The following is a 24,634-nucleotide window of genomic DNA, read 5'->3' as shown; positions in this document are numbered from 1 at the left end:
TACACACCTATCAGCCTCAGGCTCGCTCCCTCTCCCACAAGGGGAGAGGGGGCACCGTTGGTGTCGCAACGGCCACGATCGTCATTGCGAGCGAAGCGAAGTAATCCAGAGCCGCACGAGAACTCTGGATTGCTTCGTCGCTTCGCTCCTCGCAATGACGCGGGGCTGCATCTGTTCTCCTCACCTACACCGGCGTAAAGAACGGCAGCGGGGCGCCGTCGGTCGGCTTGAACACCACCTTCACCTTCTGGCCGATCTTCAAGCTGTCGAGATCGCAATCGACGAAATTCGTCTGCAGCGACGGCCCTTCCTTCAAGGTGACGTAGCCGATCGCATACGGCCCTGTCGGCGACTTGCGCATGATCGAGAACGTGTAGATCTCGCCCTCGCCCGCGCTCTGCTCCCACACCGTCTGGTCGGAGAAGCAGAACGGGCAGATCGAGCGTGGAAAGTAGTGCGCCTCACCGCAGGCGGTGCAGCGCTTGATCAGGAACTTGCCCTCGGCGGCGGCATCCCAGAACGGCTTGGTCTCGGGATTGGTGATGGGGGCCGGCAGTTTCTTCGCTTCAGACATCACACGCGCTCCAGAATGCAGGTCGAGGCAGCGTGGCGCACGCCCAGCAGTCCACCGGTGCCATGGGCAACAGCGAGATCGCAGTTTGGCACCTGGACCTTGGGATGGGCTTCGCCGCGCAACTGGCGCACGGCCTCGATCACCTTGGTCATGCCGCCGCGGTTGACCGGATGGTTGCTGCACAGACCGCCGCCATCGGTGTTGAACGGCAGCTTGCCGACGCCCGAGATGAGGTTGCCGTCGGCGACGAACTTGCCGCCCTCGCCCTTCTTGCAGAAGCCGAGATCCTCGAGCTGCATCAGCACGGTGATGGTGAAGCTGTCGTAGATCGAGGCGTATTTGATGTCCTTGGGCGTGACGCCCGCTTCCTCGAAGGCGCGCGGGCCGGACCAGACGCCGGCCGAATAGGTCAGGTCGAGATCCTTGCCGCCGCGCGGCCCCTTCATCGCCTCGCCATGGCCGATCAGCCGCACCAGCGGCTTCTTCAGGCTCTTGGCGATCTCAGGCGTAGTCACGATCAGCGCGCCGCCGCCATCGGTGACGACGCAGCAATCCATGCGATGCAAGGGATCGGAGATCATCGGCGAGTTGATGACGTCCTCGACCGTGACGACCTCCTTCAGCATGGCATGCGGATTGTATTGCGCGTGATGCGAGGCGGCGACCTTGATCCAGGCGAGCTGCTCGCTTGTGGTGCCGTAATCGTGCATGTGGCGCATGGCGCACATGCCATAGGCGTTATGCGTGGTGGCGCCATAGGCCAGCTCGAAATCGGCCTCGGCGCCGGCGGCACGCGGCGGCATCGGCCCGGTGCGCGGCTTACCGGCGAGCGTGATCAGCGCGATCGAGCATTTGCCGGCGGCGATCGCCTCGGCGGCATGCCCGACATGGATCAGATAGGAGCAGCCGCCGGTCTCGGTGGAATCGATGTGCCGCACCTTGAGCCCGAGATAGTCGACCATCGGCCAGGCGCCGCCCGGCGCATCGCCGGCGCAGAAATAACCGTCGACATCCTTGGCGCTGAGCCCAGCATCCTCCAGCGCGCCCTTGGCCACTTCGGCATGCAGCTGTGCGGTCGATTTGTCGGGTGCGTGCCGGGTCGGATGCTCATAGATCCCGGCGATGTAGGCCTTGCCCTTGATGGTCAATTCCGTCTCCGCTTCTCGTCGTTTCGTCCCAAGATGGTTGGCGATTTTTTGGACCGTTGCAGGAGGCTTGGCAAGCGCGGAAAATATTCCGCGCGGTGGAGATGGCCCATGACCTGCGCCTTTGACTCCGCTGTCGTCCCCGGGGACGCGGGGACCCATACTCCGCGGCTGCAATTGTAAAATCCGCTGGTCGACCAATGTGCGCTTCCACGCCTCCCTGTGGTTGTGGGTCCCCGCGTTCGCGGGGACGACACCGCTGGTGCCGCGCGATGGTGCACAAATCGAACTACACGTGAGCGCGTCTTCCCGCGACATCTCTGCCCGAGTCATGCTCAGTTCGCTCACCCTCGCAAAGGTCGGAGGGCGCAGGGAACGCCAGGCGCCGGCTGACGCCTGCGGCCCGCCTGCGAAAAAAATGCAGGCGGCAGGTACCACAGGTGCAGCCCAGACCCGGCCTTCCCTGCGCGACGGTCTTCACGCTTATACGCAGTCTGCCTGGTGCGCCGGGCTTTCTGGCCACCATTGCCCGCGCGGCGCGCAAGCGCCGTCACGAACGTAGCACCAGCATCGGGGGGCCAGCACGCTGCGACTTCACGTCCGCGGCCGAGCCGTTCGTCCGCGCATCCGTCGGGATACGCTGCGGCTCCATCGCGGCCATCGCCTCCCCGCCTCGCGTGTCGTGACGATCGCGCGCTACGCCCCTTCCGAGTGAGGCGGGATGACGGGAGTAGAGCACGACTTCTGTTTTTCGTAAAGAAAAATCTGCCCGGCGGGCAGTTTTCGCAGAGCTGAGCTGCGACAGCTGCCGGGCTCGCCAGCTAATGAGCCATGCCGGACCAACCGCGCTCGGTCAGGTCAGGCTGAGCCGTCCTGATCTGCGCCGATGCCGATGACGACCATGGAAAGTGGCCGGCACGATCCGGATAGATCAGTTGCAGACATTCGAAACCGTCTCCGCCATAGAACCAGCGGCTGAATCCCAGATGGTCAGCATAGTGCCGCGACGAAACCGGCAGCAGCATGGCCGGAGCGTTCGTGAAGATATCGGGTGAGGACACATCGACAGGAATACGTCGTCCGGCTTCAAGCTCACGGTACAAATGCCAGAACGTGTCGTGCGCAACCTGATGTGGCAGCGAGAACACGATCAACTCCGGATGACCGAACTTCAACCAGAAGCCGGTCGTATAGGTGAAGCCCGGTCCGTTTTCATCTGCACCGACATGCATCGCGAACCAGCCATGCTCGCGGATTTTCGCGACGAACTTCCGCTCATGTTCATCGAGCCTATCAGGATCAGCGTCGAGGGCCGTACGCATGCCTCCCCCCTTGGCATCTTGCTGAAGATCTCTCCGACACTGTCGGCTGGACGGTGGGCACGCGCCGCCATTGGCGGCGCTTTGCCCTCCCTACTACGCCCTACTCCGCCGCCAACTGGCGTGGCGCCGGCGGTGGGTTGGCGAGGTCGGCCGCCAGTTGCGCGTAGCGGGCCTTGGCGTCCTGCACGGCCTTGTCCTTGACCGGGCCGTAACCGCGGATCTTGTCGGGCAGCGACAGGAATTCCGCCGCGATGTCGGCGTTGGCCGGCGACAGCAGGTTCAGCACCGTCGCGACGTCCTTCTCGTAGCCTGCAATCAGGTCGCGCTCCATCCTGCGCTCGGCAGAATAGCCGAAAATGTCGAGCGGCGTGCCGCGCAGGCTCTTCAGCTTCGCCAGCAGCCGGAACATCTTCATCATGCCCGGGCCGTAGCTCTTCTTCTTCGGGCGGCCCTGCGGGTCGAGGCCGGAATTGAAGATCGGCGGCGCCAGGTTGAAGGAGATCCTGTAATCGCCCTCGAAGGCATCGTGCAGCTGCTTCTCGAAGGTGCCGTCCGAAAACAGCCGGGCCACCTCGTACTCGTCCTTGTAGGCGAGCAGTTTTGCGTAATTGATCGCGACCGCGCGCGGCAGCGCCTCGCCATAGCCGCCCTTGTCGGCGGCGTCGCGGACCTGATCGACCAGCTTGCGGTAGCGCTTGGCGAGCCGGCCGTTCTGGTAGGCGGTGAGATAGGCCATGCGATGGGCGATGATCTCGTCCAGCGTCATCGCATCCAGCGATTTCGGCGGCACCGTCTCGTCCTGGCCGCTCATCATCGTGGCGACGCGCTCGGGATTGACGACCACGAGGCGACCGAGCCGGAACGCCTCGGTGTTCATCTTGACCGCGACACCGTTGATCGCGATGGCCTTCTCGATCGCCTCGGCCGAGAGCGGCAGCAGGCCCTTCTGATAGGCGTAGCCCATCATCATCATGTTGGTGGCGATGGAATCGCCGAGCAGCGCCTCGGCCGGCTTGGTGAAGTCGAAGAAAGTGGAGTCCTTGCGAAGCGCGGTCTCCAGCAGGCTCGTCACCTTGCGGTTCTGGAAGTTGAAGTCGCGGTTGAGCACAAAGTCGGCGGTCGGGATCAGATGGCTGTTGATCACGCCATGGGTGCGCTCGGCATCGCACAGCGTAATCGTCTCCTTGGCGCCGGCCACCACCTCATCGGCGGCGATGACGAGATCGGCGGTGCCGGTGACGATGCGCGAGCAGGTCACGTCGGCGGTGTTCTGCGACAGACGGACGTGGCTGAGCACCGCGCCGCCCTTCTGCGCCAGGCCCGACATGTCGAGGATCATCGAGGCCTTGCCCTCGATATGAGCAGCCATGCCGAGCAGCGCGCCGATGGTCAGCACGCCGGTGCCGCCGACGCCGCCGACCGCGACATTGTAGGGCCGGTCCAGCGACGGCTTGGTCAGCGGCTCAGGCATCTCGCCAATGTCGCCGAGCTCCGCCGGCGCGCGCGAGCGCGGCTTGCCGCCGTCGATGGTGACGAAGGACGGGCAGAAGCCCTTCACGCAGGAATAGTCCTTGTTGCAAGACGACTGATTGATGACGCGCTTGCGGCCGAGCTCGGTCTCCAGCGGCTCGACCGAGATGCAGTTCGACTGTACCGAGCAGTCGCCGCAGCCTTCGCAGACGGCTGGGTTGATGAAGACGCGGCGCTGCGGATCCTCCATCGTGCCGCGCTTGCGGCGGCGGCGCTTCTCGGCCGCGCAGGTCTGCACGAACACGATTGCCGAGGCGCCCTTGGTCTGGCGCAGGGTCTTCATGACGTTGTCGAGTTCGTCACGATGCGCGGTCTTCACGCCCGGCGCGATGCTGTCGGCCGGATAGGCGTCGGGATTTTCCGAGACCAGGTAGATCTCGCGAATGCCCTCGGCATGCAGCTGGAACGTAATCTGCTGCGGCGACAGGTCGCCGTCATGGCGCTGGCCGCCGGTCATCGCGACCGCGTCGTTGTAGAGGATCTTGTAGGTGATGTTGGCCTTGGAGGCGATCGCCTGGCGGATCGCGAGGCTGCCGGAATGGAAATAGGTGCCGTCGCCGAGATTGGCGAAGATGTGGTTCTCGTTCGTGAACGGCGCGATGCCGACCCACGGCACGCCCTCGCCGCCCATATGGGTAAAGGTCTCGGTGTTGCGGTTCATCCACAACGACATGAAGTGACAGCCGATGCCGGCCAGCGCGCGGCTGCCCTCGGGCACCTTGGTCGAGGTGTTGTGCGGACAGCCGGAACAGAAATACGGCGTGCGCGCGACCGGCGACACCAGCTGCATCTGCGACGCGTCGCGACCGTTGAACCAGTCGGCCTTGGCGCGCAGCATGGCCTTGATCTCGGGATTGAGGTCGAGGCGGAGCAGACGCTCAGTCAGCGACGTCGCGAGCGAGGCGACGGACAGCTCGGTGGCGAACGGCAGGAAGCGCTTGTCGTGCTCGTCCATCTTGCCGACGATGCGCGGACGGACGTCGTCGCGCCAGTTGAACAGCTCCTGCTTGACCTGGTTCTCGACGATCTCGCGCCGCTCCTCGACGATGAAGATCTCCTCGAGGCCGACCGCGAACTGTCGCACACCCTCCGGCTCCAGCGGCCAAGGCATGCCGATCTTGTAGAGCCTCAGCCCGATCTTGGCGGCGACCTCCTCGGTGATGCCGAGCTCGCGCAGCGCTTGGCGGATATCCTCATAGCTCTTGCCGGACGCCATGATGCCGTAACGGGCGTTCGGGCTATCCAGCGTGACGCGGTTGACCCTGTTGGCGCGGGCAAAGGCGATCGCGGCAAAGCCCTTGTAGTCCTGCAGCCGGCGGTCCTGGTCGAAGCGGTCGTCGGGCCAGCGCAGATTAAGGCCACCCGGCGGCATCTCGAAATCCGTGGGGATGACGAAGGGCGTCATCTCGTCGTTGAGGTTGATCTCGGCGGTGGTCTCGACCGTCTCGGTGATCACCTTCATGCCGACCCAACAGCCCGAATAGCGCGACATCGCAATGCCGAGCAGGCCCATCTCGATCATCTCATGGATCGACGACGGGTAGAGATAGGGCATCAAGGCCGACATGAAGGCATGATCGGACTGATGCGGCACAGTCGAGGATTTGGCGCCGTGGTCGTCGCCGGCGAGGCACAGCACGCCACCATTCTTGGCGGAGCCGGCGGCGTTGCCATGGCGGAACACGTCGCCGCAGCGGTCGACGCCGGGGCCCTTGCCGTACCAGATGCCGACCACGCCGTCATATTTGCCGCCGGGCGACAGATGCAATTGCTGCGAGCCCCAGATCGCGGTGGCCGCGAGGTCCTCGTTCACGCCGGGCTGGAACTTGATGTTGTACTGCTCGAGATGCTTGCGTGCTGAGAACAGCTGCTGATCGTAGCCGCCGAGCGGCGAGCCGCGATAACCGGAGATGAAGCCCGCGGTGTTGAGCCCGGCGGCGCGGTCGCGCCGGATCTGGGCCATCGGCAGCCGCACCAGGGCCTGGATGCCGGTCAGGAAGATATGGCCGGAGCTTGCCGTGTATTTCTGGTCGAGATTGATCTCGCTCTCGTTGATGCCCATTCCGCCCTCTTGCCGTGCTTTATCGGGGTGCGCGGATGCCGCCGCCGGCGGAAGCGCGCGTTCTGCCAATCATTTATGTCGGCTTTTGCAGAATGCGCATTACAAATCTCGCGGACGCAGGGCAGCCAACCGAAATCGCAATTTCGTGGCGGGCGGTGCCGCGGCTTTTGCGTTTTCTGTCGAAAACCCCGGCCCGGACGAAATGGGATGATGCGCGCCATCGCTTCCCGGACGGTTACCGAACCGTTGCACCATGGTGATTCCTGCGCCGCACCCGTTGTGCAACGCGGGATAGTGGCTGCCGAGCCTCAGCGCGGCTCCTCGCCGGAAAAGACGAAGCGCGGCATGTTCCATTTGTAGCGGATCGCGAGCAGCCGGAACGCCAGCCCGAACGCAAAGCTCAGCGCCGTCAGGATGCCGCCGGCGAGTCCAAGTGACAGCCCGCCCGCGTAAAGCAGTCCCGTCAGCAGCGACACGCTGGCATAGAGCTCCGCGCGAAACAGCAGCGGCACGTCGTTGCACAGGATGTCGCGCAGCACCCCGCCCGCGCAGCCCGTGATCATGCCAGCGACGATGACGATGCCGATCGGCACGTTCATCTGCCAGGCGATGTCGCAGCCGGCAATGGTGAAGACGACCAGGCCGATGGCGTCGAGGACAAGGAAGGCCATCGTCAGCCGATGCACCAGACGCGCCATGGCGATAGTGACGAAGGGGGCCAGCAAGGTCAGCAGCAGCAACGACGGCCGCTCGACCCAGGCGAGCGGATAATGTCCCAGCAACACGTCGCGCAGAGTACCGCCGCCGAGCGCGGTGATCGCGCCGAGCAGACAGACGCCCATCCAGTCCATGCTGCGCCGACCAGCCGCCAGCGCCGCCGTCATCGCCTGCGCCGCCAGCGCCAGCCAGGACAACAGATGCAGCAAGCTATCAGCCGGCGGCAGGTTCCACATCGACAAGCTCCAACACAAGCTCAAAGAATCGCAACGCACGCGCGAGGAACCTTAACGCGCGGCATGCGGGAGGCCAGCAGGGGTTTTCGCAAGGTTTCGCGGAACGGACCCGGGGAGCCGGTGGTTGTCGACGGACATCAAGAGGAGGATCACATGGCCAATGAGCGGCTTCCGAATGAGCGTTATCCTGATGGCATGAATCGCCCGGACATGGCGGGCCGGCCCGCCATGTCCGGAGCGGATATGATTGGAGCCGATATCACCGGCGCCGGCATGGCGGGCTCGGAGTATGAGCGTGCAGCGCGCCTGGACAGCCGGCTTCAGCCGGATCCTGAACTGACCGAAGGCCGGTCCTCGACCGGCCGCATCACGGCCTATGCCCTGGGCATCGCCATCCTGCTGGGCGCGGTGTTCTATGGCCTGAACAACATGTCGGTGCATAACGACCAGGCGAGCACCACGCCGGCATCGCAATCGGCCTCGACCAGCAATGGCGGTGCCTCGAACAGCTCGCCGGGCGTCACGACCGGCGCGGCGGGTGACCGGACGACCCCGCCGCCGGCGCCGGCCGGACAGAACAACAGCGGCAAGTAATCTCGCGGGCGGCCCTCAGCCGCCAGCCAACTGGGCGACGGGTGTCAAGCCACCCGCCGCCCTCTTTTCCATGTCACCCGTTCGGCACGTTGCTTCCGATCCGAACCAACTAAAAGAACAGCTAGCAAGGACGAGGTGGAACGATCGGCCGCCACACCGATTGGCTCTGCGTCACTTGACTGGATTTGAACCGAGGAGGCATGTGATGAAGGCTCTCGCTCTCGCCCGCCGCAGCAGGTACGCTCGTGATGACCGCCGCGTCCGCTGCTCCCATAGCTCCCGACGTATCGATGCTCCCGCAGCGGGAGATCCACAACGTCCGGATGGTCTGCAATGAGGACGGCCATTGCTGGCGCGAGCGCCGCGAACGCCGCGTCATCATTCAGGACGAGGACCGCGATTCCTACGCCTATGCGCCGCGCGAACGCTATATTGAGCGGCGCAGCTATGAGGACCGCGGCGGCATCGGCATTCGCGCCCCCGGCGTGAGCGTCGGTATCGGAACGGACCGCTATTAGCACAACGCAATAGGCGACGAACGGCAGACAGCGGGCGATGCTTCGTCCGCCGTCGTCGTTTCGGTCACGACTTGAACATCGCGTCGAGATCACCCGTGTAGCGGTCGGCGAGCGCAGCGAAGCTGCCCTGCTCCGCCATGTCCTTCGCGGCGCGCATCACGCCCGCCCAGGCCATCCGCGCGAGAGCGCCGCCGATGCTGATGCGGCGAACACCGAGCGCCTCGGCCTGCTGCAGGCTGAGTGCGCCTCCACCGTTCAACAGATTGACCGGCTTCGGGCCCACCGCCTTCACGATCGCAGCAACGTCCTCAGGCGCGGTGATGCCGGGCGCATAGAGGCAATCGGCGCCGGCCTCCGCATAAGCGCGGAGACGATCAATCACCAGCGCCAGATCCTTGCGTCCCCACAGATAGGCCTCGCAGCGCCCGGTCAGCAGCACGTCAGCGCCGGTCGCATCGATGGCCTGCCGCGCCGCACGGATTCGCTCCACCGCAAGCGCGCGCTCATACAGCGGCTGCGACGTATCGCCCGTCGAATCCTCGATGGACAATCCCGCAATCCCGGTCGCGACCGCACGCGTCACATTCGCCGCAACGCCGTCCGGCGCGTCGGCGAAACCGCCTTCGAAATCGGCGTTCACAGGAATGTCGACGGCGGCGCTGAGCGAGGTGAGATGCGCGAGCATCTCCTCCAGCTCGACGCCCGTATCCGGCTTGCCGATCGACCATGCGAAGCCAGCGCTCGTCGAGGCGATCGCCTTGAAACCGAGCTGCTGCAGCATCTTCGCCGTCCCGATGTCGAACGGGTTCGGCAGCATGAAGCATCCCGCCTGATGCAGTCTGCGAAACGCCGCGCGCTTGTCTGCCGTGCTCACCGCCATGTCGTCCTCCCTGCGTCTTCGTTGCACCAGGATAATACCGCACTCATGGCACCGCCACGACATTGCGCAGGAATGTTCGCTCTTCGCCCAGAATGAGCTTGTGCTCCTCGGCCAGCGCGAAATTCGCCCGACCCTCGGCATCGCCGCGAAGCGCTGTCCGATAGCGCTCGTAAGCTGCGAGACTGTCGAAGGAAATCAGCCCGTAGGCGATGTTGTTGGTGCCTTCATGCGGCATGAAATAGCCGATCAGATCGCCGCCGCAGCGCGGGATGATCGACAGCCACTGCTTTGCGTAGATTTCGAAGACATCGCGCTTGAACGGGTCGATGCGATAGCGGATGAAGACGGTGATGGACATGACAACCTCGAGTGTGTTCTGCGCCATCGACACTATCTGCTTGCCCGACGATGATGCTTCGGTTAGCATCGAACTATGAAATCAGGACCTGACATCGCGATGGTGGCTGCGCTGGTCGGCGATCCCGCCCGCGCCAACATGCTGACCGCCCTGCTGTCGGGTCGCGCCCTGACCGCGACCGAGCTCGCGCAGGAGGCCGGCGTCACGCCGCAGACCGCGAGCTCGCACCTCGCCAAGCTCGAGAGCGGCGGCCTGATCGAGCCCGAGAAGCAGGGGCGCCACCGCTATTACCGGCTTGCCGACCCTGATGTCGCCGACGTGCTGGAGAAGCTGGCCGGACTTGCCGCGCGCGCCGGCCACATGCGGGTGCGCACCGGGCCGAAGGAGCCGGAGCTGCGCCGCGCCCGCATCTGCTACGACCATCTCGCGGGCGACCTCGGTGTGCAGATGCTCGACAGCATGGTCAGCCAGAAGCTGGTGCGACGGCGCAAGCAGGAGATCGTGCTGACCGAGGACGGAGAGCAATTCCTGGCGCGCCATTTGCGGATCTCCCCGGAGATGCTGGCCCACCCGCGCCGGCCGGTCTGCAAGGCCTGCCTCGACTGGAGCGCTAGGCGGCATCATCTGGCCGGAACGCTCGGCGCGGCGCTGATGAAGCGCTTCACCGAGTTGAAATGGGCGGCACGCGATCCGACGCCGGGCAGCCGGGTGGTGAATTTCAGCCGCGCCGGAGAAAAGCATTTCGCGACGCTGTTCGGGCCGGCCAACGACTGACGATCACGCCCTGTTTATCGCCAGCGGCCAGCGACGACTTGCGCCTCACGCGAACGCAGGCCACCGCGGGGCGGCTGACCATGCCGTCGCCATCCGTCCTGGAGTCCCCATGTCCCGTTTCGTCGTCGCGCTCTGCGCTGCCCTGCTCGCCTCCTTGCCTGCCATCGCCCCGGCTGCGGAAGGCCCGCGCGAGCCCTATGGCATCAATCTCGAAGGGGTCCCCTATCCCTACCCCGTCAACCTGCTGCCGCTGGTCAATGACGGTGAGCAACTGCGCATGGCCTATATGGATGTCGCCTCCGCGCAGCCGAACGGGCGCACCGCGCTGCTGCTGCACGGTCGCAATTTTCCGTCGAGCTATTGGGCCCCGGTGATCAAGACGCTGGCCGAGCAAGGCTTCCGGGTCGTCGTGCCCGACCAGATCGGGTTCGGGAAATCAACCAAGCCATCCGGCGAGCTGCATTTCGACACGCTGGCGCGCAACACGGCGGCCCTGCTCGATCATCTCGGCATCGCCAAGGTGGATATCGTGGCGCATTCGATGGGCGGGATGCTGGCGGTGCGCATCGCACGCGCCTTTCCCGACCGGGTCGCGCATCTGGTGCTCACGGCGCCGATCGGGCTTGAAGACTACCGCCTCTACGTGCCGCCGATCGCGTCAGAGAAGATCATGGAGACTGAGGACCGCCTCACCGCCGAAGGCTATCGCAAGCAGTTGGAGACCAACTATGCGCTGAAGCTTTCGCCCGAGCAGGTCACGCCCTTCATCGACGCCCGCTTCAACCTCAAGGGCAGCGCCGACTATCCGCGCTGGCTGAAGAGCTTCGTCAGCTCCTATCAGATGATCTACCGCGAGCCCGTCGTGCACGAGATTCCGCTGATCGGACAGCCGACTCTTTTCATCATGGGCGCCGACGATCACAACGCGCCGGGTCGGCCGAACGCGCCGGAAAATCTGCGCGCCCAGATGGGCCAGAACGCCGAATTGGCGAAGAGCCTGGCGGGCCGGATGCGCGACGCGCGCGCCGAGGTGATCGCCAATGCAGGCCATCTCGTCTTTCTGGACACGCCGGACAAATACGATGCGCTGCTCAAGGACTTCCTGAGCCGATAGCTCAGGCCGGGACTGTCTGCGCCAGCACGAAGCTCTCGCGCGTCCTTGTAACGTCCGGCCAATCGCGGTTGAAATCCGCGATCAGCCGCTGCATCTCCGCGCCGCTCACGGCGCGCTCCATCGCGGCGACATCGTCGAACTGATACATCGCCTGGTGCACCGCCGGATCGGACAGGCTCCAGACCCGCCACGCCTTGGCGACGCCGAAGCTCCTGATCGCATCGGGCAGATGCACGTCGCGATACCAGCGATCGAACTCATCGCGCTTGGCAGGATCTGGCACGGTGGCGCGGACGACGAAGATGGCGGAGGGCATCGTTTCCTCTGGATATGATTGGTGTTGTCGCCGAAGCCTGGCCGCAATCAGCTGCTCAACGAAACCCTGCGGCCAGCGAGACCACCTGGCCATCGAGCCCGTTGAAGCCGTGATGCCCGCGGGCCTGGCACGGATCGCCCTCTTCCGCGCCGCCCGACAACCATTTCACCCGGGCGCGGCCGCCGGACCATTTGATGAAGGGATCGACCCCGGCCGGCAAGGTGACCTTGCAGCCGTCGCTGGTGTGGTGGATGACAAGCGTGCGCGGCAGCGCCGATGGCGAGCCGAGGATCGACATCACGTTCGATGAGCTGCCCGATTCCGGGCTGAGAAAGCCGGAGGTCAGCACCAGCGCATCCGGCCGGGCGCCGCGGGAAATCCCCTCCGCCGCGCGCAAGGTGCCGCGGCTGGTACCGATCACCGTCACCGGGCGTTTGATCGCGGCCATATAGTCGACGGCGGCCTTGAGATCCGTGTTGGCGTCCGCAACCATGACGGCGAGGCCGCGCGCCGCATAGGCGTTGCGCGTGCGCACCAGCTGATTGCCGAGCAGGCCATGAATGTCGCCGCGATCGCCGACATTGATGGCGCCGTCGCCGCCGGGCAGCAAGATGACGCTGGCGCGCACCGCCTTCGGCCTGATCAGCGCTACGCGCGAGCCGCCGACCGTCACGGTTTCATCGGCGCGGGCTGCCGCGGCAGTTGCCGCCGACATGACCAGCGTCAGACCGATACGCACAATCACACGACATGATGGGCTTGTCAGCCTGACCATCGCAGCCTCCCATCCGACTCGCGCGGATGGAGAGAGACTAGCAGAAAACAACGAGGCCCGGAGTGCCTAGGAGTCCGGGCCTCGTCACCTCGCGACCTCGCGCGAGCGAAGCCGGTCGGTATTCCTTGAAAGCTAATGCGCCATCACCTGCCCTGCCTTGAGCTAGCTCAAGGCGTCAGTAGCAGCGGGTGATCGTGACGCTGTGATCGCCGCCGTGCCGTCCCGGCACGGTCACGGTCTGCATCGGGCAGCTCGACACATAAGGGCGGTCGGACGGCACGACATTCGGCGGGTAGCGGTGAGCCCAATCCCACGGGACGTCGTAGGTATAAGTGTAACGCACGTCGGCCGATGTGTGCTCGGGGATCTGCTGCGGCGCCGGCCCGCCATCACCGCCATAGGCGAAGGCGCCGGCCGCCGGCAGATAGGCGCGGTAGCCGCGAGGGTGGTGATGACGGACCGCGGGCCCGGGGCCCGGCGCCGGCGGGGTGACCTGGCTCGGCGCAGTGGGGGGCGCGGCGGTTGGTGCGGCCACCGCAGCGCCGGAACGGGCCGATGCGGCCTCGGAGGAGACCATCAGCGCGGCCGCGCAAGCACCGAGGAAAAGAACTCTCACCTTCCGAAACGCCGATGTTTGATCAGCCATGATACGCAAACCCTACTCTTCTGACCCACCAGCGATCCGCCAAGGCTAGTCGCCCAGGCTGGCCAGCAAGCTAGGCCAGCGGCCCAGTTCCCGCAAACACATCGTTAAAGCTTAGTTAAGCCGCAAGCTTAACGCCAGGGCCACCAGAGGCGCCAGATTGCCGCGTCGACCCGCTAGCGGCGCGTCGCGATCGCCGAGCGCGTCAAAAACCAAGCCGTTAAAACAGAGGGCGGCCCGGCCGGGACGCCGGCGGGCCGCCCTCTCCATCATCTCCGACCAGCGCTTACAGCGGCAGATTGTCGTGCTTCTTCGCCGGCATTTCCATCTTCTTGTCCCTGAGCATCGCGAGCGCACGGGCGATGCGGCGGCGGGTGGAGTGCGGCATGATCACGTCGTCGATATAGCCGCGTTCGGCGGCGATGAACGGCGACAGGAAGCGGTCCTCATATTCCTTGGTGCGGGCAGCGATCTTCTCCGGATCGGCCATGTCGGCGCGGAAGATGATCTCGACCGCGCCCTTGGCGCCCATCACCGCGATCTGCGCCGTCGGCCAGGCGTAGTTCATGTCGGCGCCGATCTCCTTGGAGGCCATGACGTCGAAGGCGCCGCCATAGGCCTTGCGGGTGATGACCGTGACCAGCGGCACCGTGCATTGCGAATAGGCGAACAGCAGCTTCGCGCCATGCTTGATCAGGCCGCCATATTCCTGCGCTGTGCCCGGCAGGAAGCCCGGCACGTCGACGAAGGTGACGATCGGGATGCTGAAGGCATCGCAGAAGCGCACGAAGCGCGCGGCCTTGCGCGAGGCGTCCGAGTCGAGCACGCCCGCCAGCACCATCGGCTGGTTGGCGACGAAGCCGACCGTGCGGCCGGCGATGCGGCCGAAACCGGTGACGATGTTCTTGGCGAAGCCCTCGGCAATCTCGAAGAAGTCGCCCTCGTCGACGACCTTCAGGATCAGCTCCTTCATGTCGTAGGGCTTGTTCGGATTGTCGGGGATCAGCGTGTCCAGCGACATGTCGACGCGCTCGATGTCGTCGAAGCTCAGCCATTCCGGCACGCCATCGGTGTTGTTCGACGGCAGGAAATCGATGAGACGGCGCATCTGCAGCAGCGTCTCGACGTCATTGTCGAAGGCGCCGTCGGCGATCGAAGAGCGCGTCGCATGCACCGAGGCACCGCCGAGCTCTTCCGCCGTGACCACCTCGTTGGTGACGGTCTTCACCACGTCGGGCCCGGTGACAAACATATAGCTGGTGTTCTTCACCATGAAGATGAAGTCGGTCATGGCCGGCGAATAGACGTCGCCGCCGGCGCAGGGGCCCATGATGACGGAGATCTGCGGGATCACGCCGGACGCCAGCACGTTGCGGCGGAACACATAGGAATAGCCCGCGAGCGCCGCGACGCCCTCCTGGATGCGGGCGCCGCCGGCATCATAGAGGCCGATGATCGGCGCGCGCGCCTTCATCGCCATGTCCTGCAGCTTGGTGATCTTGAGCGCATGGGTTTCGGACAGCGAGCCGCCGAACACGGTGAAATCCTTGGCAAAGACGAAGGTCTTGCGGCCGTTGACGGTGCCCCAGCCGGTGACGACGCCGTCGCCGGGGACCTTGGTCTTTTCCATGCCGAACTCGGTCGAACGGTGCTCGACGAACATGTCGAACTCCTCGAAGGAGCCCTTGTCGAGCAAGAGCTCGATGCGCTCGCGCGCGGTCAGCTTGCCACGTGCGTGCTGCGCCTCGATGCGCTTCTCGCCGCCGCCCAGCCGCGCGCCCGCGCGCCGCGTTTCGAGGGTGTCCAGGATGTCCTTCATGCGCTTCCCGCCCGTTCCCGATGTCGTGAGTGTTGGCGGCCTTCTAACACGGCTATTTCGGAGGCGAAAAGCGGCTTTCGGCAGCGCCGATGATCCTCCCGCAGTTCGGAATTGGAAGCAGAATCATGGATATGACCATCAATACGGATGCTGTGATTGAGGCTGGTGCCCCGTCCCGGGGCGCCGCCTCGGGCGGCGTCCGCACGCTGCTGCGGCTCGAAGGGCTGGTGCTGGCGGCTGGCGCGACCGCCTTTTATGCCTATCAGGGCGGATCATGGTGGCTGTTCGCCTCCCTCTTCCTGGCGCCCGACATCAGCTTCGCCGCCTATCTCGCCGGACCGCGCGTCGGCGCTGCGGTGTACAATGCCGTCCACAGCACGCTGACCCCCGCCGTCCTGCTTGCCATCGGGCTCTGGGCGGGACCGCCGTTGGTCACCGGCCTTGCCACCATCTGGCTCGCCCATGTCGGCGTCGACCGCCTTGCCGGCTACGGGCTGAAATATGCCGAGGGCTTTGGCTTCACCCATCTCGGCCGGATCGGACGGGCCGGAGCCTGATCGCAGGCCGCGCGGCGGCGGATTCCCATCGGGCTGGTCGGCGACGTTGTCCACCGCCTTGCACGCGCACAGCTCGGCTCGTGGTTTGACACAACAAGGCAGCGCCGTTCTACTCGCATCTAAAGCTGCAAAATAAGCTGCGATGCAGGAGGATGGCCATGGAGCGACGCGTGAGTGGCGCGCCGACGATGTTTGGCATGCGCAGGAATCTCGCTGCCACTTGGGCAGGGTGGCGCGTCAGTCCGCGATCCCGACGCGCGATCGCGGTGGCGGCTGTCGCGGTGCTCGCAGCCCTCGGCCTCACGCTCGCCAACAGCGCGAGCGCCCAAGGCATCACCAAGGACGTGCCGGCGCGGGTCGAGATGTATCCGATCGCCTCGGTAACCTTGTCCGATCGGCAATTCCTCTCCGGCGACGAGGGCGGCACTCCGGTCACCGTGGTCGGCGAACTGCGCGTGGCGCAGGGCAGCGGCCGGCTGCCGGTGGTGGTGCTGATGCATGGGTCCGGCGGCGTCGGCGGCAACATTGCTGCTTGGAGCCGCACCTTCAACGCGATGGGGATCTCGACCTTCGTCATCGACGGCTTCAGCGGGCGCGGCATCACCGCGACCAGCACCAACCAGGCGCAGCTCGGTCGGCTCAACCTGATCATGGACATCTATCACGGGCTCGAGGTGCTCGCGAAACATCCGCGCGTCGATCCCGAGCGCGTCGTACTGATGGGATTCTCGCGCGGCGGACAGGCGGCGCTCTATGCGAGCCTCGAGCGCTTCCACAAGCGCTGGAACAGATCCGGGCTGCAATTCGCGGCCTATATCCCGTTCTATCCCGACTGCTCGACGACCTATCGCGGCGACACCGAACTGGTGGCGCGGCCGATCCGGATCTTCCACGGCGGACCGGACGACTACAATCCAGTGCGGACCTGCAAGGCCTTCGTCGAGCGGCTCAAGGCGGCCGGCCGCGACGTCGAGCTGACAGAATATCCGGACTCGCCGCACGGCTTCGATATCGGCCTGCTCGGCGCCAACATGCTGGCGATCTCGCCCAAGGCGCAGACCGTGCGCAATTGCCGCATCGCCGAAGGCGATGGCGGCCTGCTGATGAATGCCGAGACGCAGCAGCCTTTCACCTATCAGGATGCCTGTGTCGAGCTCGATCCCCATGTCGGCGGCAATCCAGCGACCGCGGAGACGGCGCGCCAGGCCGTGACGGACTTTCTACGCACGCTGTTCAAACTGTCGTGAGTAAAAATAGAACTATTTCGATCAATTTTTGAAGTGACAGATCGAACGTATTGGGTGTTCCTGCGTTGTCGCTCACTTTTCGACGATGAAACGGAGCCCGATGATGCGCGCCTCTCGCCTTGCGATTCCCACTTTGCTGACGGCCCTCGCTTGGGGCGTCGCGGCCCATGCGGCGCCTGCCTCGCCATTCCGGGCACTGGAGGGCTCGTGGAGCGGCGGCGGCGTGATCAGCATGTCCGACGGCAACCAGGAGCGGCTGCGCTGCCGTGCCGCCTACGACGTCGGCGGCGCCGGCGAGCAGCTCAGGCTCAACATCCGCTGCGCCAGCGACAGCTACAATATCGATCTTTCGAGCGACGTCGAATATCGCGGCGGTGAGATTTCCGGACAATGGACCGAGTCGAGCCACAATGCGTCCGGCACGATCGAGGGGCGCGCCGTCGGCAATCGCATCGAGGCCCAGGCGCGCGGCCAGACCTTCTCGGCCGGGCTGGCGCTGAGCACCAGCGGCAAGCGGCAGACGGTGTCGATCCGGCCCGCAGGTGCGCAGATCACCGCGGTGGATATCCAATTGTCGCGGCGCTGAGTCAGCAACGCTCTCCACCATCAAGGCAGTGTGCCCCGCGCCGCTGCCGATGATGGACCGTGCTCACAACGCGCCGATATCCTTCAGGCAGGCCTGGGTCAGCGTCATCCGCGCTTCGACATGGCGTGGCTCGGGGCAATCCATGTTGAGCGCAAACACGGTCGGCTGATCACCCTTCTCGACCCAGCCAACCATCCAGCCGAGCGAGCCCTGATCCTTGCCGAGCAGGCCGGACTTGGCGTGGATGACGGCATCACCGACCTTGGTCACGGGGATGATATCGCGCGTCAGATCCTGGCTGCGCTTGGAGACCGGCAGCGCACCACGCCGCAAGCGGTCGATGAAGTCGACCTGCTCCACCGGATCGATGCGAAGCGCGCCGGTCAGCCAGAACTGATCGATGCCGCCACCGATGTCGTGATTGCCGTAGTCGAGCTCCTCGAGATATTTCTGCATCCGCTCGGCGCCGATGCGCCGCGCGATCTCCTGAAAGACCGGCACGGCCGACACCGCGATCGCGCTGCGCAGCGTATGATCCGTGTTCCAGGCCTCGATCGATCTCGTGACGCCGTCCCATTTGAACACGTCGGTGTCGGGATCGGCGACGACGCCGGTCTCGAGTGCGATCAGCGCGTTCGCGATCTTGAAGGTCGAGGCCGGCAGCTTCGCCGCGCCCGAGCGCTCGGTGTCGCTGGCAATGATCAGATACTCCTCGACCTTATAGGCGAAGAACGTGCCCTGTGTGCCCATGTCGGTGAAGCGTTGAGCGAGCCCGGCGCGGATCTCGTTGCGGGGCGGCGCGACATGGGCTGATGCGCGCGCCGGCACCAGGCTGGCGCCGGCCATCAAAGCGAGCGCATGGCGGCGGCTGATCGGGGGCATGGCAAGTCTCTCCGTCGACAGTCCGCCCCTGCCTATCACAGGGCGTTGACGATCGAAGCAGACCGGAGATCACAATTGTTGCGGCGCGTGAAGGATCAGCGCACCGGCCGCGACAAATTGAGCACGAACACCAGGACCTCGGCGACCGCCTTGTAGAGCTCCTCGGGGATCTCGTCGCCGAGCTCGACATTGGAAAGCGCGCCGGCCAGCACCTCGTTTTCCTCGATCGGAATGTCGTGTGCGCGCGCGACCTCGATGATCTTGGCACCGATCGTGCCCTTGCCCTTGGCGACCACGCGGGGCGCGCCGCCCTGCCCCTTGTCGTAATGCAGCGCGACCGCGAGTTGGGTCTTGGTTTGGATCTTGGTTGCGGACTTCACGTCGATGCTCATAGCGCACGATCCAGGAAATGGCCGGCCTTGGGCGGCATCACCGCCGGCGGCGCGCCGTCCTGCACCACGAGATCGCCCGGGGACAGATCGGCGCGGATCAGCGCCTGGCCCAGATCCGACAGACCGGCGCGCAGCCGCGCGGCGGTGGCCGGACGCTCGGCCCACATCCGCACCGAGGTGCGCTCGGCATTGAACGAGACCAGCGCATGCACCGGACCGGCCGGCTCGACATCGAGCGAGAAGCGCGCGCGCCAGACGCGCTTGGACGTCTCAGGCGCCTGGGTGCCGCCGTCGCGCGAGATCTCGAACTGCGCCATGGCGGTGCCCTGCGGCGTCGCGAACGGGATTTCGAAGTTCCAGCGCGGCAGCGTGGGGTCAGTGCGCGCCGTCGATGCGTCGGGACGGTCGGGCAGCGAGGCGACCTGCAGCAAGGCCTGCCGCGACAGCGCCTGGTCGGTCTCGTCGAGCAGGCGGTGCGCGATCGCCGGCAGCGGCGTATCCGGGCCGAGCGTCGGCGTCGCCACGGCCTGCGGCATCGGAGCACCGCCGCGAAATGGCGGCGGCGGCGTGTTGGTGCGGGCGACGTCGCCATTGGCGTTGCGCCCGGGAACCAGGCCCGCGGCCCGCGGGATCTGTTGCTGGGCTTCCTGCAGCGCGGCCAGCACCGCGCCCGACGTCATCGATTGCGCCTTGGCCTGGCTCAGGGTCTCGATCAGCGCCGAGCCCGTGAAGCCGGCGGCTGCAGCATCTGGCCGCCCCGTTCCAATCACCCAGGGCTGCGGAGGCAGCTCGATCTCGATGTCCGGGACCAATGAGGGCGCGGCGTTCTGCTGCGCGGCCGCGGCACGGCCGGCCTCGGACAGCACCGAGGCGTAGGATGCGCCCGGCGGCGGTGAGGTTGACGCCGTCGTGCCGGGATCGACGGTCTGCAGCACCGTCGCCAGCGTCTGGCGCAGCACGATCAGGGCCGCCTTCAGATCCGACGGAGCCGATGCGGTGCTGCCCTTGGCAAGCGATGCTTCGAGGAACAGGCCGGAATTCTGCACGGCATTGTGGATGTCTTCGCCCGTCAGCCCAGGCGACAGCGCCGTCTGCTGGGCCAGGACCTGCGCCACCGCGGCGCGTAGAGCGGGCGGCAAATTGGGTGAATCGGCGACCGCCTGGAGATCGGCGAATAATTGCCCCTGGCTGCCCTGCCGGGTCGCGGCGTCCTCGCTGGCGATCGACAGCGCGAGACGCTCCAGGCCGGTCAGGGGATCAGCCGGCGGGGCCAGCGCGGGTGCGAGCCGACCGGTGACGTCAACGACGGTGGCAGCCGGCGTGCTGGTGCCGGATGTACCCGCGGCGGCGCCGTTGCCAGGGCCGACGATCGCGAGCTGCAGCCCCTGCCCGGTCTGCGAGACCGCGACCTGCACGGTCTGGCCAGCCTGCAGCGGCAACTCGCTGGCGAGCTCCATCGACAGGTTTCCGATCGCGACCTGGACCAGGTTCTCGGCAAGCACCTGCTGCACCCTGGCGCTGAGCAGCGCACCGGCCTGCAGCGTGGCAGCGGCCTGCGGGGCGCTTCCGACCGGCGAGCTGCCGACGCCACGTACGGCGCTGACGGAAGGCGACGGGGTGATACTCTGGACCATACGCGTACTCGGGTTACGCGCAGAGCCTAGACCTTTGCCCTAAACCCAGCGTTAACCGGCCTCAGCTGGCAATGTCGACGTCCTGGAGGATGCGGACGGCAGCCTGGTAGTCGATCTGCTTGGCGGCGCGGCGGTGCATCGCCTCCTCGTCCGCGCCCCATTGTTCGACATTCCAGTCCTCGTCGACATGGGCTGCCGCCCAGACCTGGTCGGCGTCGCGCACGCGCTGCGCCAGCGCCAGAGCGAGCAGCGCCGAGCCTGTAATGGTTGTCACCACATGCGCGGCCGCCACCGCCCAGGGGCCGGTCGGCAGCGCATTGCGCGCCGCCTGCACCGCGGCGTCGGGCTGGGTCACATGCATGATCCCCTCGGACAGGATGAAATGCGCGCCGAGCGTATCGCGCGCCCAGTCCAGCACCGGGTCCCAATGCATGGCCTCGCGGGTGACCAGCCCTTCGGGATGGCCGGCGCGGTAGAACAACAGGTCCGACTGCAGGTATTTGGCCATGTCCTCGCGGACATCATCGGTGCGGTCGATCACCGACTGCACCACGCTGTTGGCGAAGCGCGTCAGCGGCATCGTGGCGGGATCGATGGTCTCGCCTTGCGCCTGCCACTCCGCGGCCACCGCCTCCGCCAGCGCCTGCACGGGGACGACAACGACGCGGCCCGAGGGCGTACGGATCGGCCGTCCATCGAGCATCACGTGATAGCCGCCATCGGCCGCCGCTGTGCCGGCGTCCTTGTAGAAGCGCTTGCGCTGGGGCGCGCGCATCGCCTGGCGCGCCGCCTCCTGCGGATCGGGCTTCCCCTGGCCGACAACCTCGTCGAACAATTCACGCATCGAATTCCGGTCCTCTCGCGGGATGATCACACAGGATCCGTGGTTGCGCGCTAGATAAGGCCGATCCGCCCGAAATGCGAGCTGCCGATGCGCCTCCTGCTGTCCGTCCTCGCCTTGCTCTGGAGCCCGCTCCCGGCCGCGGCCGGCTTCGGCTCACCGGAATCGCTGGTGCGCAATGTCTATGCGCATTACGGCCAGGGCCAGCCGGACCTCTCCGCAGGCCTGCCGCGGACCGCCGAGGCGGCGCGGCAATTCTTCGACCCGAGCCTGGCCAAGGCGTGGGCGGCGCCGCGGCGCGAACCCTACGACTTCCTGGTGCAGAGCCCGCGCTGGAAGCTCGGTCCGGTCGCGATCTCGATCCTGCGCAAGCAGTTCGACAAGACCTATGTCGCGGCCGTCTTCGACAATCAGGGCCGGCGCGTCACCATGAACTTCATCGTCGTGAAGGGATCGGACGGCTGGGTGATCCTCGACGTCGAGACCCCGCACGATTCGCTGCGGCTGTTCCTGGAGCAGTTCAGGAATTGAGGCTGCGCGTAGCCCGGATGAGCGCAGCGATATCCGGGATCTCACGCGCGGCCTGCCTGAACCCGGATGTCGCTGCGCTCATCCGGGCTACGAGGCCCCCATCACTCCTCCGGCGCGTTCTCGATCGGGTCGAAGCGGTCGTGCTCGAGGCCGAGCAGGTTCCACGATTGCAGCATATGCGGCGGCAGCGGCGCGGTCGCGTCGATGACGCCGCCGCGCGGATGCGGGATGACTATGCGGCGGGCCAGCAGATGCAGCCGGTTCTGCAGGCCGCCGGGCAGCGCCCAGTTCTCGATGTTGAAATATTTGGGGTCGCCGACGATCGGATGGCCGATATGGGCCATATGCGCGCGCAGCTGATGCGTGCGGCCGGTCACCGGCTTCAGCGACACCCAGGCGAGCTTGTTGGCCGAGGCCTCGACGACAGCATAATAGGTCACGGCGTGGCTGGCGCCCTCGTCGCCATGGGCAGCGACGCGCATGATGGTGTCGTCCTCGCCCTCGTCCTTGGCGAGATAGGTCGAGATGCGGCCCTGCTTCGGCTTGGGCACGCCGGCCACCAGCGCCCAATAGATCTTGCGCGCCGAACGGCTACGGAAGGCGCCGGTCAGATGCGTCGCGGCGAAGCGCGTCTTGGCGATGAGGAGACAGCCCGAGGTTTCGCGGTCGATGCGGTGCACGAGACGCGGCTTCTGGCCCTTGGCGTCGCGCATCACCTCCAGCATCTGGTCGATGTGGCGCGTCATGCCGGAGCCGCCCTGCACCGCGAGCCCGACCGGCTTGTTGAGGACGAGCACGTCGTCGTCCTCATACAGCGTCATCGCCTTGAGGCTTTCCAGCGTCTTGCGCTCCGCATCGGAGAGGCCGGCGCGCTCCTTCGGCGCGTCGAGCTTGAGCGGCGGAATGCGGACGGTCTGGCCCTCCTCCAGACGATCCTTGCTATCGGCGCGCTTGCCATCGACGCGCAGCTCGCCTTTGCGGACGATGCGCTGGATGTGAGAGAATGACAGGCCGGGAAAGCGCGCTTCGAGGAAGCGGTCGACGCGCATGTTGTTCTCGTCGGCCGTCACCACGACGGTCTGTACCTTGGTCGGCAGCACCGGCGTCTCGGGCTCGGCCTTCTTCGGCGGCGGTGCGGCGACCGGCTTGCGTTCGGCCCGCTCGGCGCCGAACCGCGCGGGCTTGCCGGCGGCGACGCGCTTGCCACGCGGCTCGAACGTCTCCCGACGATCGTCGCGCTCGGCACGCGGCGGACGAGCCTTGCCGCGCCCGAACTCGCTGCGCGCCGCGGCCTCGCGTTCCCCGGCCAAACGCTCACGCCGCGGACGTTCGCTCTCGGGAGGCCGGGCCAGCCCACGTTTCGCCGCCTCGCGCTTCGCCGGCGCCCCCGCGCTACGGGCAGCATCGGCCTTCGGCCGCTCGCCTTTGCGGCGGTCGGTCGGTCGGTCGGATCGGGTCTGGGTTCGCTTGATGCGGCGGCTCATGCGAGGTGCCTATCGCAAAAGCCCCTGCCAGTCACGGCGAAATCACGATAAATCGGCCCGGCGAGGCGCTGTCCCTCGCGAATCGGAGCTGACCGTATGACGTTGACGAGACTGGCTTTGACGAGACTGTCCTGGATGATCCTGTCGACCGCGCTGGCGCTCGGCACCGCGCAGGCGCAGCAGAGCCCGATGCCCGACGACATCGCCTGGAAGCTGATCGAGATCGGCCGCGCGATCGATCCGCCGAAGACGGCAGCCATCTACGCGCCCTTGCAGGCCAGGGAGCCTTACGCCGGCGTCAAGGTCCAGCGCGATATCCGCTACGGCACGGCCGAGCGCAACCTGCTCGATGTGTTCACACCCGATACGGCGGCCGAGCCGCGCCCGATCCTGATCTTCGTGCATGGCGGCGCCTTCATCGGCGGCAACAAGCGCACCACGCCGGACAGCCCGTTCTACGACAACATCATGCTGTGGGCGGCGAAGAGCGGCTTCGTCGGCGTCAACATCACCTATCGCCTGGCACCGAAATTCCCCTGGCCCGCGGGCGTCGAGGACGTCGCCAGCGCCGTGCAATGGGTCGTCGCCCACGCGGCCGAGAACGGCGGCGATCCCGCGCGCATCTATCTGATGGGCCATTCGGCTGGCGCCGTGCATGTCGCGACCTATGTGGCACATCCCGAATTCCACAAGATCGGCGGCGGCGGCCTCGCCGGCGCGATCATGCTGTCCGGCATCTACGACCTCACCGCGTCGCCGCTCGGCGACCAGGAGATGGCCTATTTCGGCACCGATCCCTCGCGCTTCAAGGAGCGCTCCGCATTATCAGGTCTGCAGGCCTCGGCCCTGCCACTGATGATCGCCTCCGCCGAGCTCGACCCGCCGCGCTTCGTCGAGCAGTTCGACCTGTTGAAGCAGGCCGCCTGCAAACGTCCATCCGGCTGCGCGCGAAGCGTGATGCTGCCGCAGCACAGTCACATGTCGGAAGTGTATTCCATCAACACCGAAGACGACCGATTGACGCGGGAGATTGCGGAGTTCGTGCAGGCGCGCAAGTAGTTTCCATCGCCTTTGAGTTGGGGATGTGCTCTCCCCTCTCGGGC

25 protein-coding genes are annotated in these 24,634 nt (G+C 66.0%); 9 read left to right on the top strand and 16 right to left on the bottom strand.

The window, feature by feature from the left end; genetic code table 11:
- Nucleotides 1-184 precede the first annotated feature (184 nt).
- The 5 genes from ACVIJ6_RS26070 to ACVIJ6_RS26050 form a co-directional block, all read right to left on the bottom strand.
- A complete protein-coding gene (locus ACVIJ6_RS26070; RefSeq protein WP_012044992.1) occupies nucleotides 185-574 on the bottom strand; it encodes a Zn-ribbon domain-containing OB-fold protein in 390 nt (129 codons plus the stop codon).
- Entirely contained in the window at nucleotides 574-1,722 is a 1,149-nt protein-coding gene (locus ACVIJ6_RS26065) for a thiolase domain-containing protein (RefSeq protein WP_456775039.1), read from the bottom strand. The genes ACVIJ6_RS26070 and ACVIJ6_RS26065 overlap by 1 nt, the downstream gene beginning before the upstream one ends.
- A gap of 818 nt (nucleotides 1,723-2,540) precedes the next feature.
- Nucleotides 2,541-3,041: a DUF4262 domain-containing protein gene (locus ACVIJ6_RS26060; RefSeq protein ID WP_456775038.1), complete on the bottom strand. Its 501-nt coding sequence runs from the start codon at nucleotides 3,039-3,041 to the stop codon at nucleotides 2,541-2,543.
- 100 nt (nucleotides 3,042-3,141) lie between these two features.
- Nucleotides 3,142-6,633 carry an indolepyruvate ferredoxin oxidoreductase family protein gene (locus ACVIJ6_RS26055; protein WP_456775037.1) on the bottom strand — a complete coding sequence of 1,164 codons (3,492 nt, stop codon included), beginning with the start codon at nucleotides 6,631-6,633 and terminating at the stop codon, nucleotides 3,142-3,144.
- Nucleotides 6,634-6,941: 308 nt separating this feature from the next.
- Nucleotides 6,942-7,586, bottom strand: coding sequence for a trimeric intracellular cation channel family protein (locus tag ACVIJ6_RS26050; protein WP_456775036.1), 645 nt, complete (start codon nucleotides 7,584-7,586; stop codon nucleotides 6,942-6,944).
- 153 nt (nucleotides 7,587-7,739) lie between these two features.
- Here ACVIJ6_RS26050 and ACVIJ6_RS26045 point away from each other — a divergent pair, with 153 nt between their 5' ends.
- Both ACVIJ6_RS26045 and ACVIJ6_RS26040 read left to right on the top strand, forming a co-directional pair.
- Nucleotides 7,740-8,180, top strand: a complete 441-nt coding sequence (locus ACVIJ6_RS26045; protein ID WP_456775035.1) for a hypothetical protein — start codon at nucleotides 7,740-7,742, stop codon at nucleotides 8,178-8,180.
- 248 nt (nucleotides 8,181-8,428) lie between these two features.
- Nucleotides 8,429-8,698: a hypothetical protein gene (locus ACVIJ6_RS26040; RefSeq protein ID WP_456775034.1), complete on the top strand. Its 270-nt coding sequence runs from the start codon at nucleotides 8,429-8,431 to the stop codon at nucleotides 8,696-8,698.
- Nucleotides 8,699-8,762: 64 nt separating this feature from the next.
- Here ACVIJ6_RS26040 and ACVIJ6_RS26035 read toward each other — a convergent pair whose 3' ends face one another.
- Both ACVIJ6_RS26035 and ACVIJ6_RS26030 read right to left on the bottom strand, forming a co-directional pair.
- Entirely contained in the window at nucleotides 8,763-9,578 is an 816-nt protein-coding gene (locus tag ACVIJ6_RS26035; protein WP_456775033.1) for an isocitrate lyase/PEP mutase family protein, read from the bottom strand.
- A gap of 43 nt (nucleotides 9,579-9,621) precedes the next feature.
- A complete protein-coding gene (locus ACVIJ6_RS26030; protein ID WP_012045004.1) occupies nucleotides 9,622-9,936 on the bottom strand; it encodes an NIPSNAP family protein in 315 nt (104 codons plus the stop codon).
- A 75-nt stretch (nucleotides 9,937-10,011) separates the two neighbouring features.
- Between ACVIJ6_RS26030 and ACVIJ6_RS26025 the strand changes: the two genes are divergently transcribed.
- On the top strand, nucleotides 10,012-10,710 hold the full coding sequence (locus ACVIJ6_RS26025; RefSeq protein WP_456775032.1) for an ArsR/SmtB family transcription factor: 699 nt from the start codon (nucleotides 10,012-10,014) through the stop codon (nucleotides 10,708-10,710).
- A 109-nt stretch (nucleotides 10,711-10,819) separates the two neighbouring features.
- Nucleotides 10,820-11,824: an alpha/beta fold hydrolase gene (locus ACVIJ6_RS26020; RefSeq protein ID WP_456775031.1), complete on the top strand. Its 1,005-nt coding sequence runs from the start codon at nucleotides 10,820-10,822 to the stop codon at nucleotides 11,822-11,824.
- 1 nt (nucleotide 11,825) lies between these two features.
- On the opposite strand, the gene ACVIJ6_RS26015 is transcribed toward ACVIJ6_RS26020, so the two are convergent.
- From ACVIJ6_RS26015 to ACVIJ6_RS26000, 4 genes are all read right to left on the bottom strand, one after another.
- Nucleotides 11,826-12,140, bottom strand: a complete 315-nt coding sequence (locus tag ACVIJ6_RS26015) for an EthD domain-containing protein (RefSeq protein WP_012045007.1) — start codon at nucleotides 12,138-12,140, stop codon at nucleotides 11,826-11,828.
- A 55-nt stretch (nucleotides 12,141-12,195) separates the two neighbouring features.
- Nucleotides 12,196-12,855, bottom strand: coding sequence for an alpha/beta hydrolase (locus tag ACVIJ6_RS26010; protein ID WP_456775030.1), 660 nt, complete (start codon nucleotides 12,853-12,855; stop codon nucleotides 12,196-12,198).
- Nucleotides 12,856-13,090: 235 nt separating this feature from the next.
- The gene (locus ACVIJ6_RS26005; RefSeq protein ID WP_456775029.1) at nucleotides 13,091-13,561 is read right to left on the bottom strand and encodes a hypothetical protein; all 471 of its coding nucleotides are present in this window, start codon (nucleotides 13,559-13,561) and stop codon (nucleotides 13,091-13,093) included.
- Nucleotides 13,562-13,844: 283 nt separating this feature from the next.
- The gene (locus tag ACVIJ6_RS26000) at nucleotides 13,845-15,377 is read right to left on the bottom strand and encodes an acyl-CoA carboxylase subunit beta (RefSeq protein ID WP_456775028.1); all 1,533 of its coding nucleotides are present in this window, start codon (nucleotides 15,375-15,377) and stop codon (nucleotides 13,845-13,847) included.
- A gap of 125 nt (nucleotides 15,378-15,502) precedes the next feature.
- On the opposite strand from ACVIJ6_RS26000, the gene ACVIJ6_RS25995 reads away from it, so the two are divergent.
- From ACVIJ6_RS25995 to ACVIJ6_RS25985, 3 genes are all read left to right on the top strand, one after another.
- Complete coding sequence (locus ACVIJ6_RS25995) at nucleotides 15,503-15,934, top strand: DUF4260 domain-containing protein (RefSeq protein ID WP_456775027.1); 432 nt, start codon at nucleotides 15,503-15,505, stop codon at nucleotides 15,932-15,934.
- 158 nt (nucleotides 15,935-16,092) lie between these two features.
- Nucleotides 16,093-17,181 carry a dienelactone hydrolase family protein gene (locus ACVIJ6_RS25990; protein ID WP_456775026.1) on the top strand — a complete coding sequence of 363 codons (1,089 nt, stop codon included), beginning with the start codon at nucleotides 16,093-16,095 and terminating at the stop codon, nucleotides 17,179-17,181.
- A gap of 100 nt (nucleotides 17,182-17,281) precedes the next feature.
- Nucleotides 17,282-17,767, top strand: coding sequence for a hypothetical protein (locus ACVIJ6_RS25985; protein ID WP_456775025.1), 486 nt, complete (start codon nucleotides 17,282-17,284; stop codon nucleotides 17,765-17,767).
- 63 nt (nucleotides 17,768-17,830) lie between these two features.
- On the opposite strand, the gene blaOXA is transcribed toward ACVIJ6_RS25985, so the two are convergent.
- The 4 genes from blaOXA to ACVIJ6_RS25965 form a co-directional block, all read right to left on the bottom strand.
- Complete coding sequence (gene blaOXA / locus ACVIJ6_RS25980; RefSeq protein ID WP_456775024.1) at nucleotides 17,831-18,649, bottom strand: OXA-1091 family oxacillin-hydrolyzing class D beta-lactamase; 819 nt, start codon at nucleotides 18,647-18,649, stop codon at nucleotides 17,831-17,833.
- 95 nt (nucleotides 18,650-18,744) lie between these two features.
- Complete coding sequence (locus ACVIJ6_RS25975; protein WP_456775023.1) at nucleotides 18,745-19,041, bottom strand: EscU/YscU/HrcU family type III secretion system export apparatus switch protein; 297 nt, start codon at nucleotides 19,039-19,041, stop codon at nucleotides 18,745-18,747.
- Complete coding sequence (locus ACVIJ6_RS25970) at nucleotides 19,038-20,675, bottom strand: flagellar hook-length control protein FliK (protein WP_456775022.1); 1,638 nt, start codon at nucleotides 20,673-20,675, stop codon at nucleotides 19,038-19,040. The genes ACVIJ6_RS25975 and ACVIJ6_RS25970 overlap by 4 nt, the downstream gene beginning before the upstream one ends.
- 61 nt (nucleotides 20,676-20,736) lie before the next feature.
- A complete protein-coding gene (locus tag ACVIJ6_RS25965) occupies nucleotides 20,737-21,519 on the bottom strand; it encodes an ATP12 family chaperone protein (RefSeq protein ID WP_456775021.1) in 783 nt (260 codons plus the stop codon).
- An 87-nt stretch (nucleotides 21,520-21,606) separates the two neighbouring features.
- Between ACVIJ6_RS25965 and ACVIJ6_RS25960 the strand changes: the two genes are divergently transcribed.
- Complete coding sequence (locus ACVIJ6_RS25960; RefSeq protein WP_456775020.1) at nucleotides 21,607-22,047, top strand: hypothetical protein; 441 nt, start codon at nucleotides 21,607-21,609, stop codon at nucleotides 22,045-22,047.
- Nucleotides 22,048-22,148: 101 nt separating this feature from the next.
- On the opposite strand, the gene ACVIJ6_RS25955 is transcribed toward ACVIJ6_RS25960, so the two are convergent.
- Nucleotides 22,149-23,531 carry an RluA family pseudouridine synthase gene (locus tag ACVIJ6_RS25955; RefSeq protein WP_456775019.1) on the bottom strand — a complete coding sequence of 461 codons (1,383 nt, stop codon included), beginning with the start codon at nucleotides 23,529-23,531 and terminating at the stop codon, nucleotides 22,149-22,151.
- 96 nt (nucleotides 23,532-23,627) lie between these two features.
- On the opposite strand from ACVIJ6_RS25955, the gene ACVIJ6_RS25950 reads away from it, so the two are divergent.
- Complete coding sequence (locus ACVIJ6_RS25950; RefSeq protein WP_456775018.1) at nucleotides 23,628-24,590, top strand: alpha/beta hydrolase; 963 nt, start codon at nucleotides 23,628-23,630, stop codon at nucleotides 24,588-24,590.
- Nucleotides 24,591-24,634 lie beyond the last annotated feature (44 nt).

The sequence above is a fragment of the Bradyrhizobium sp. USDA 4369 genome, assembly GCF_054056435.1.
This window is presented reverse-complemented; position numbering and strand designations above follow the sequence as displayed.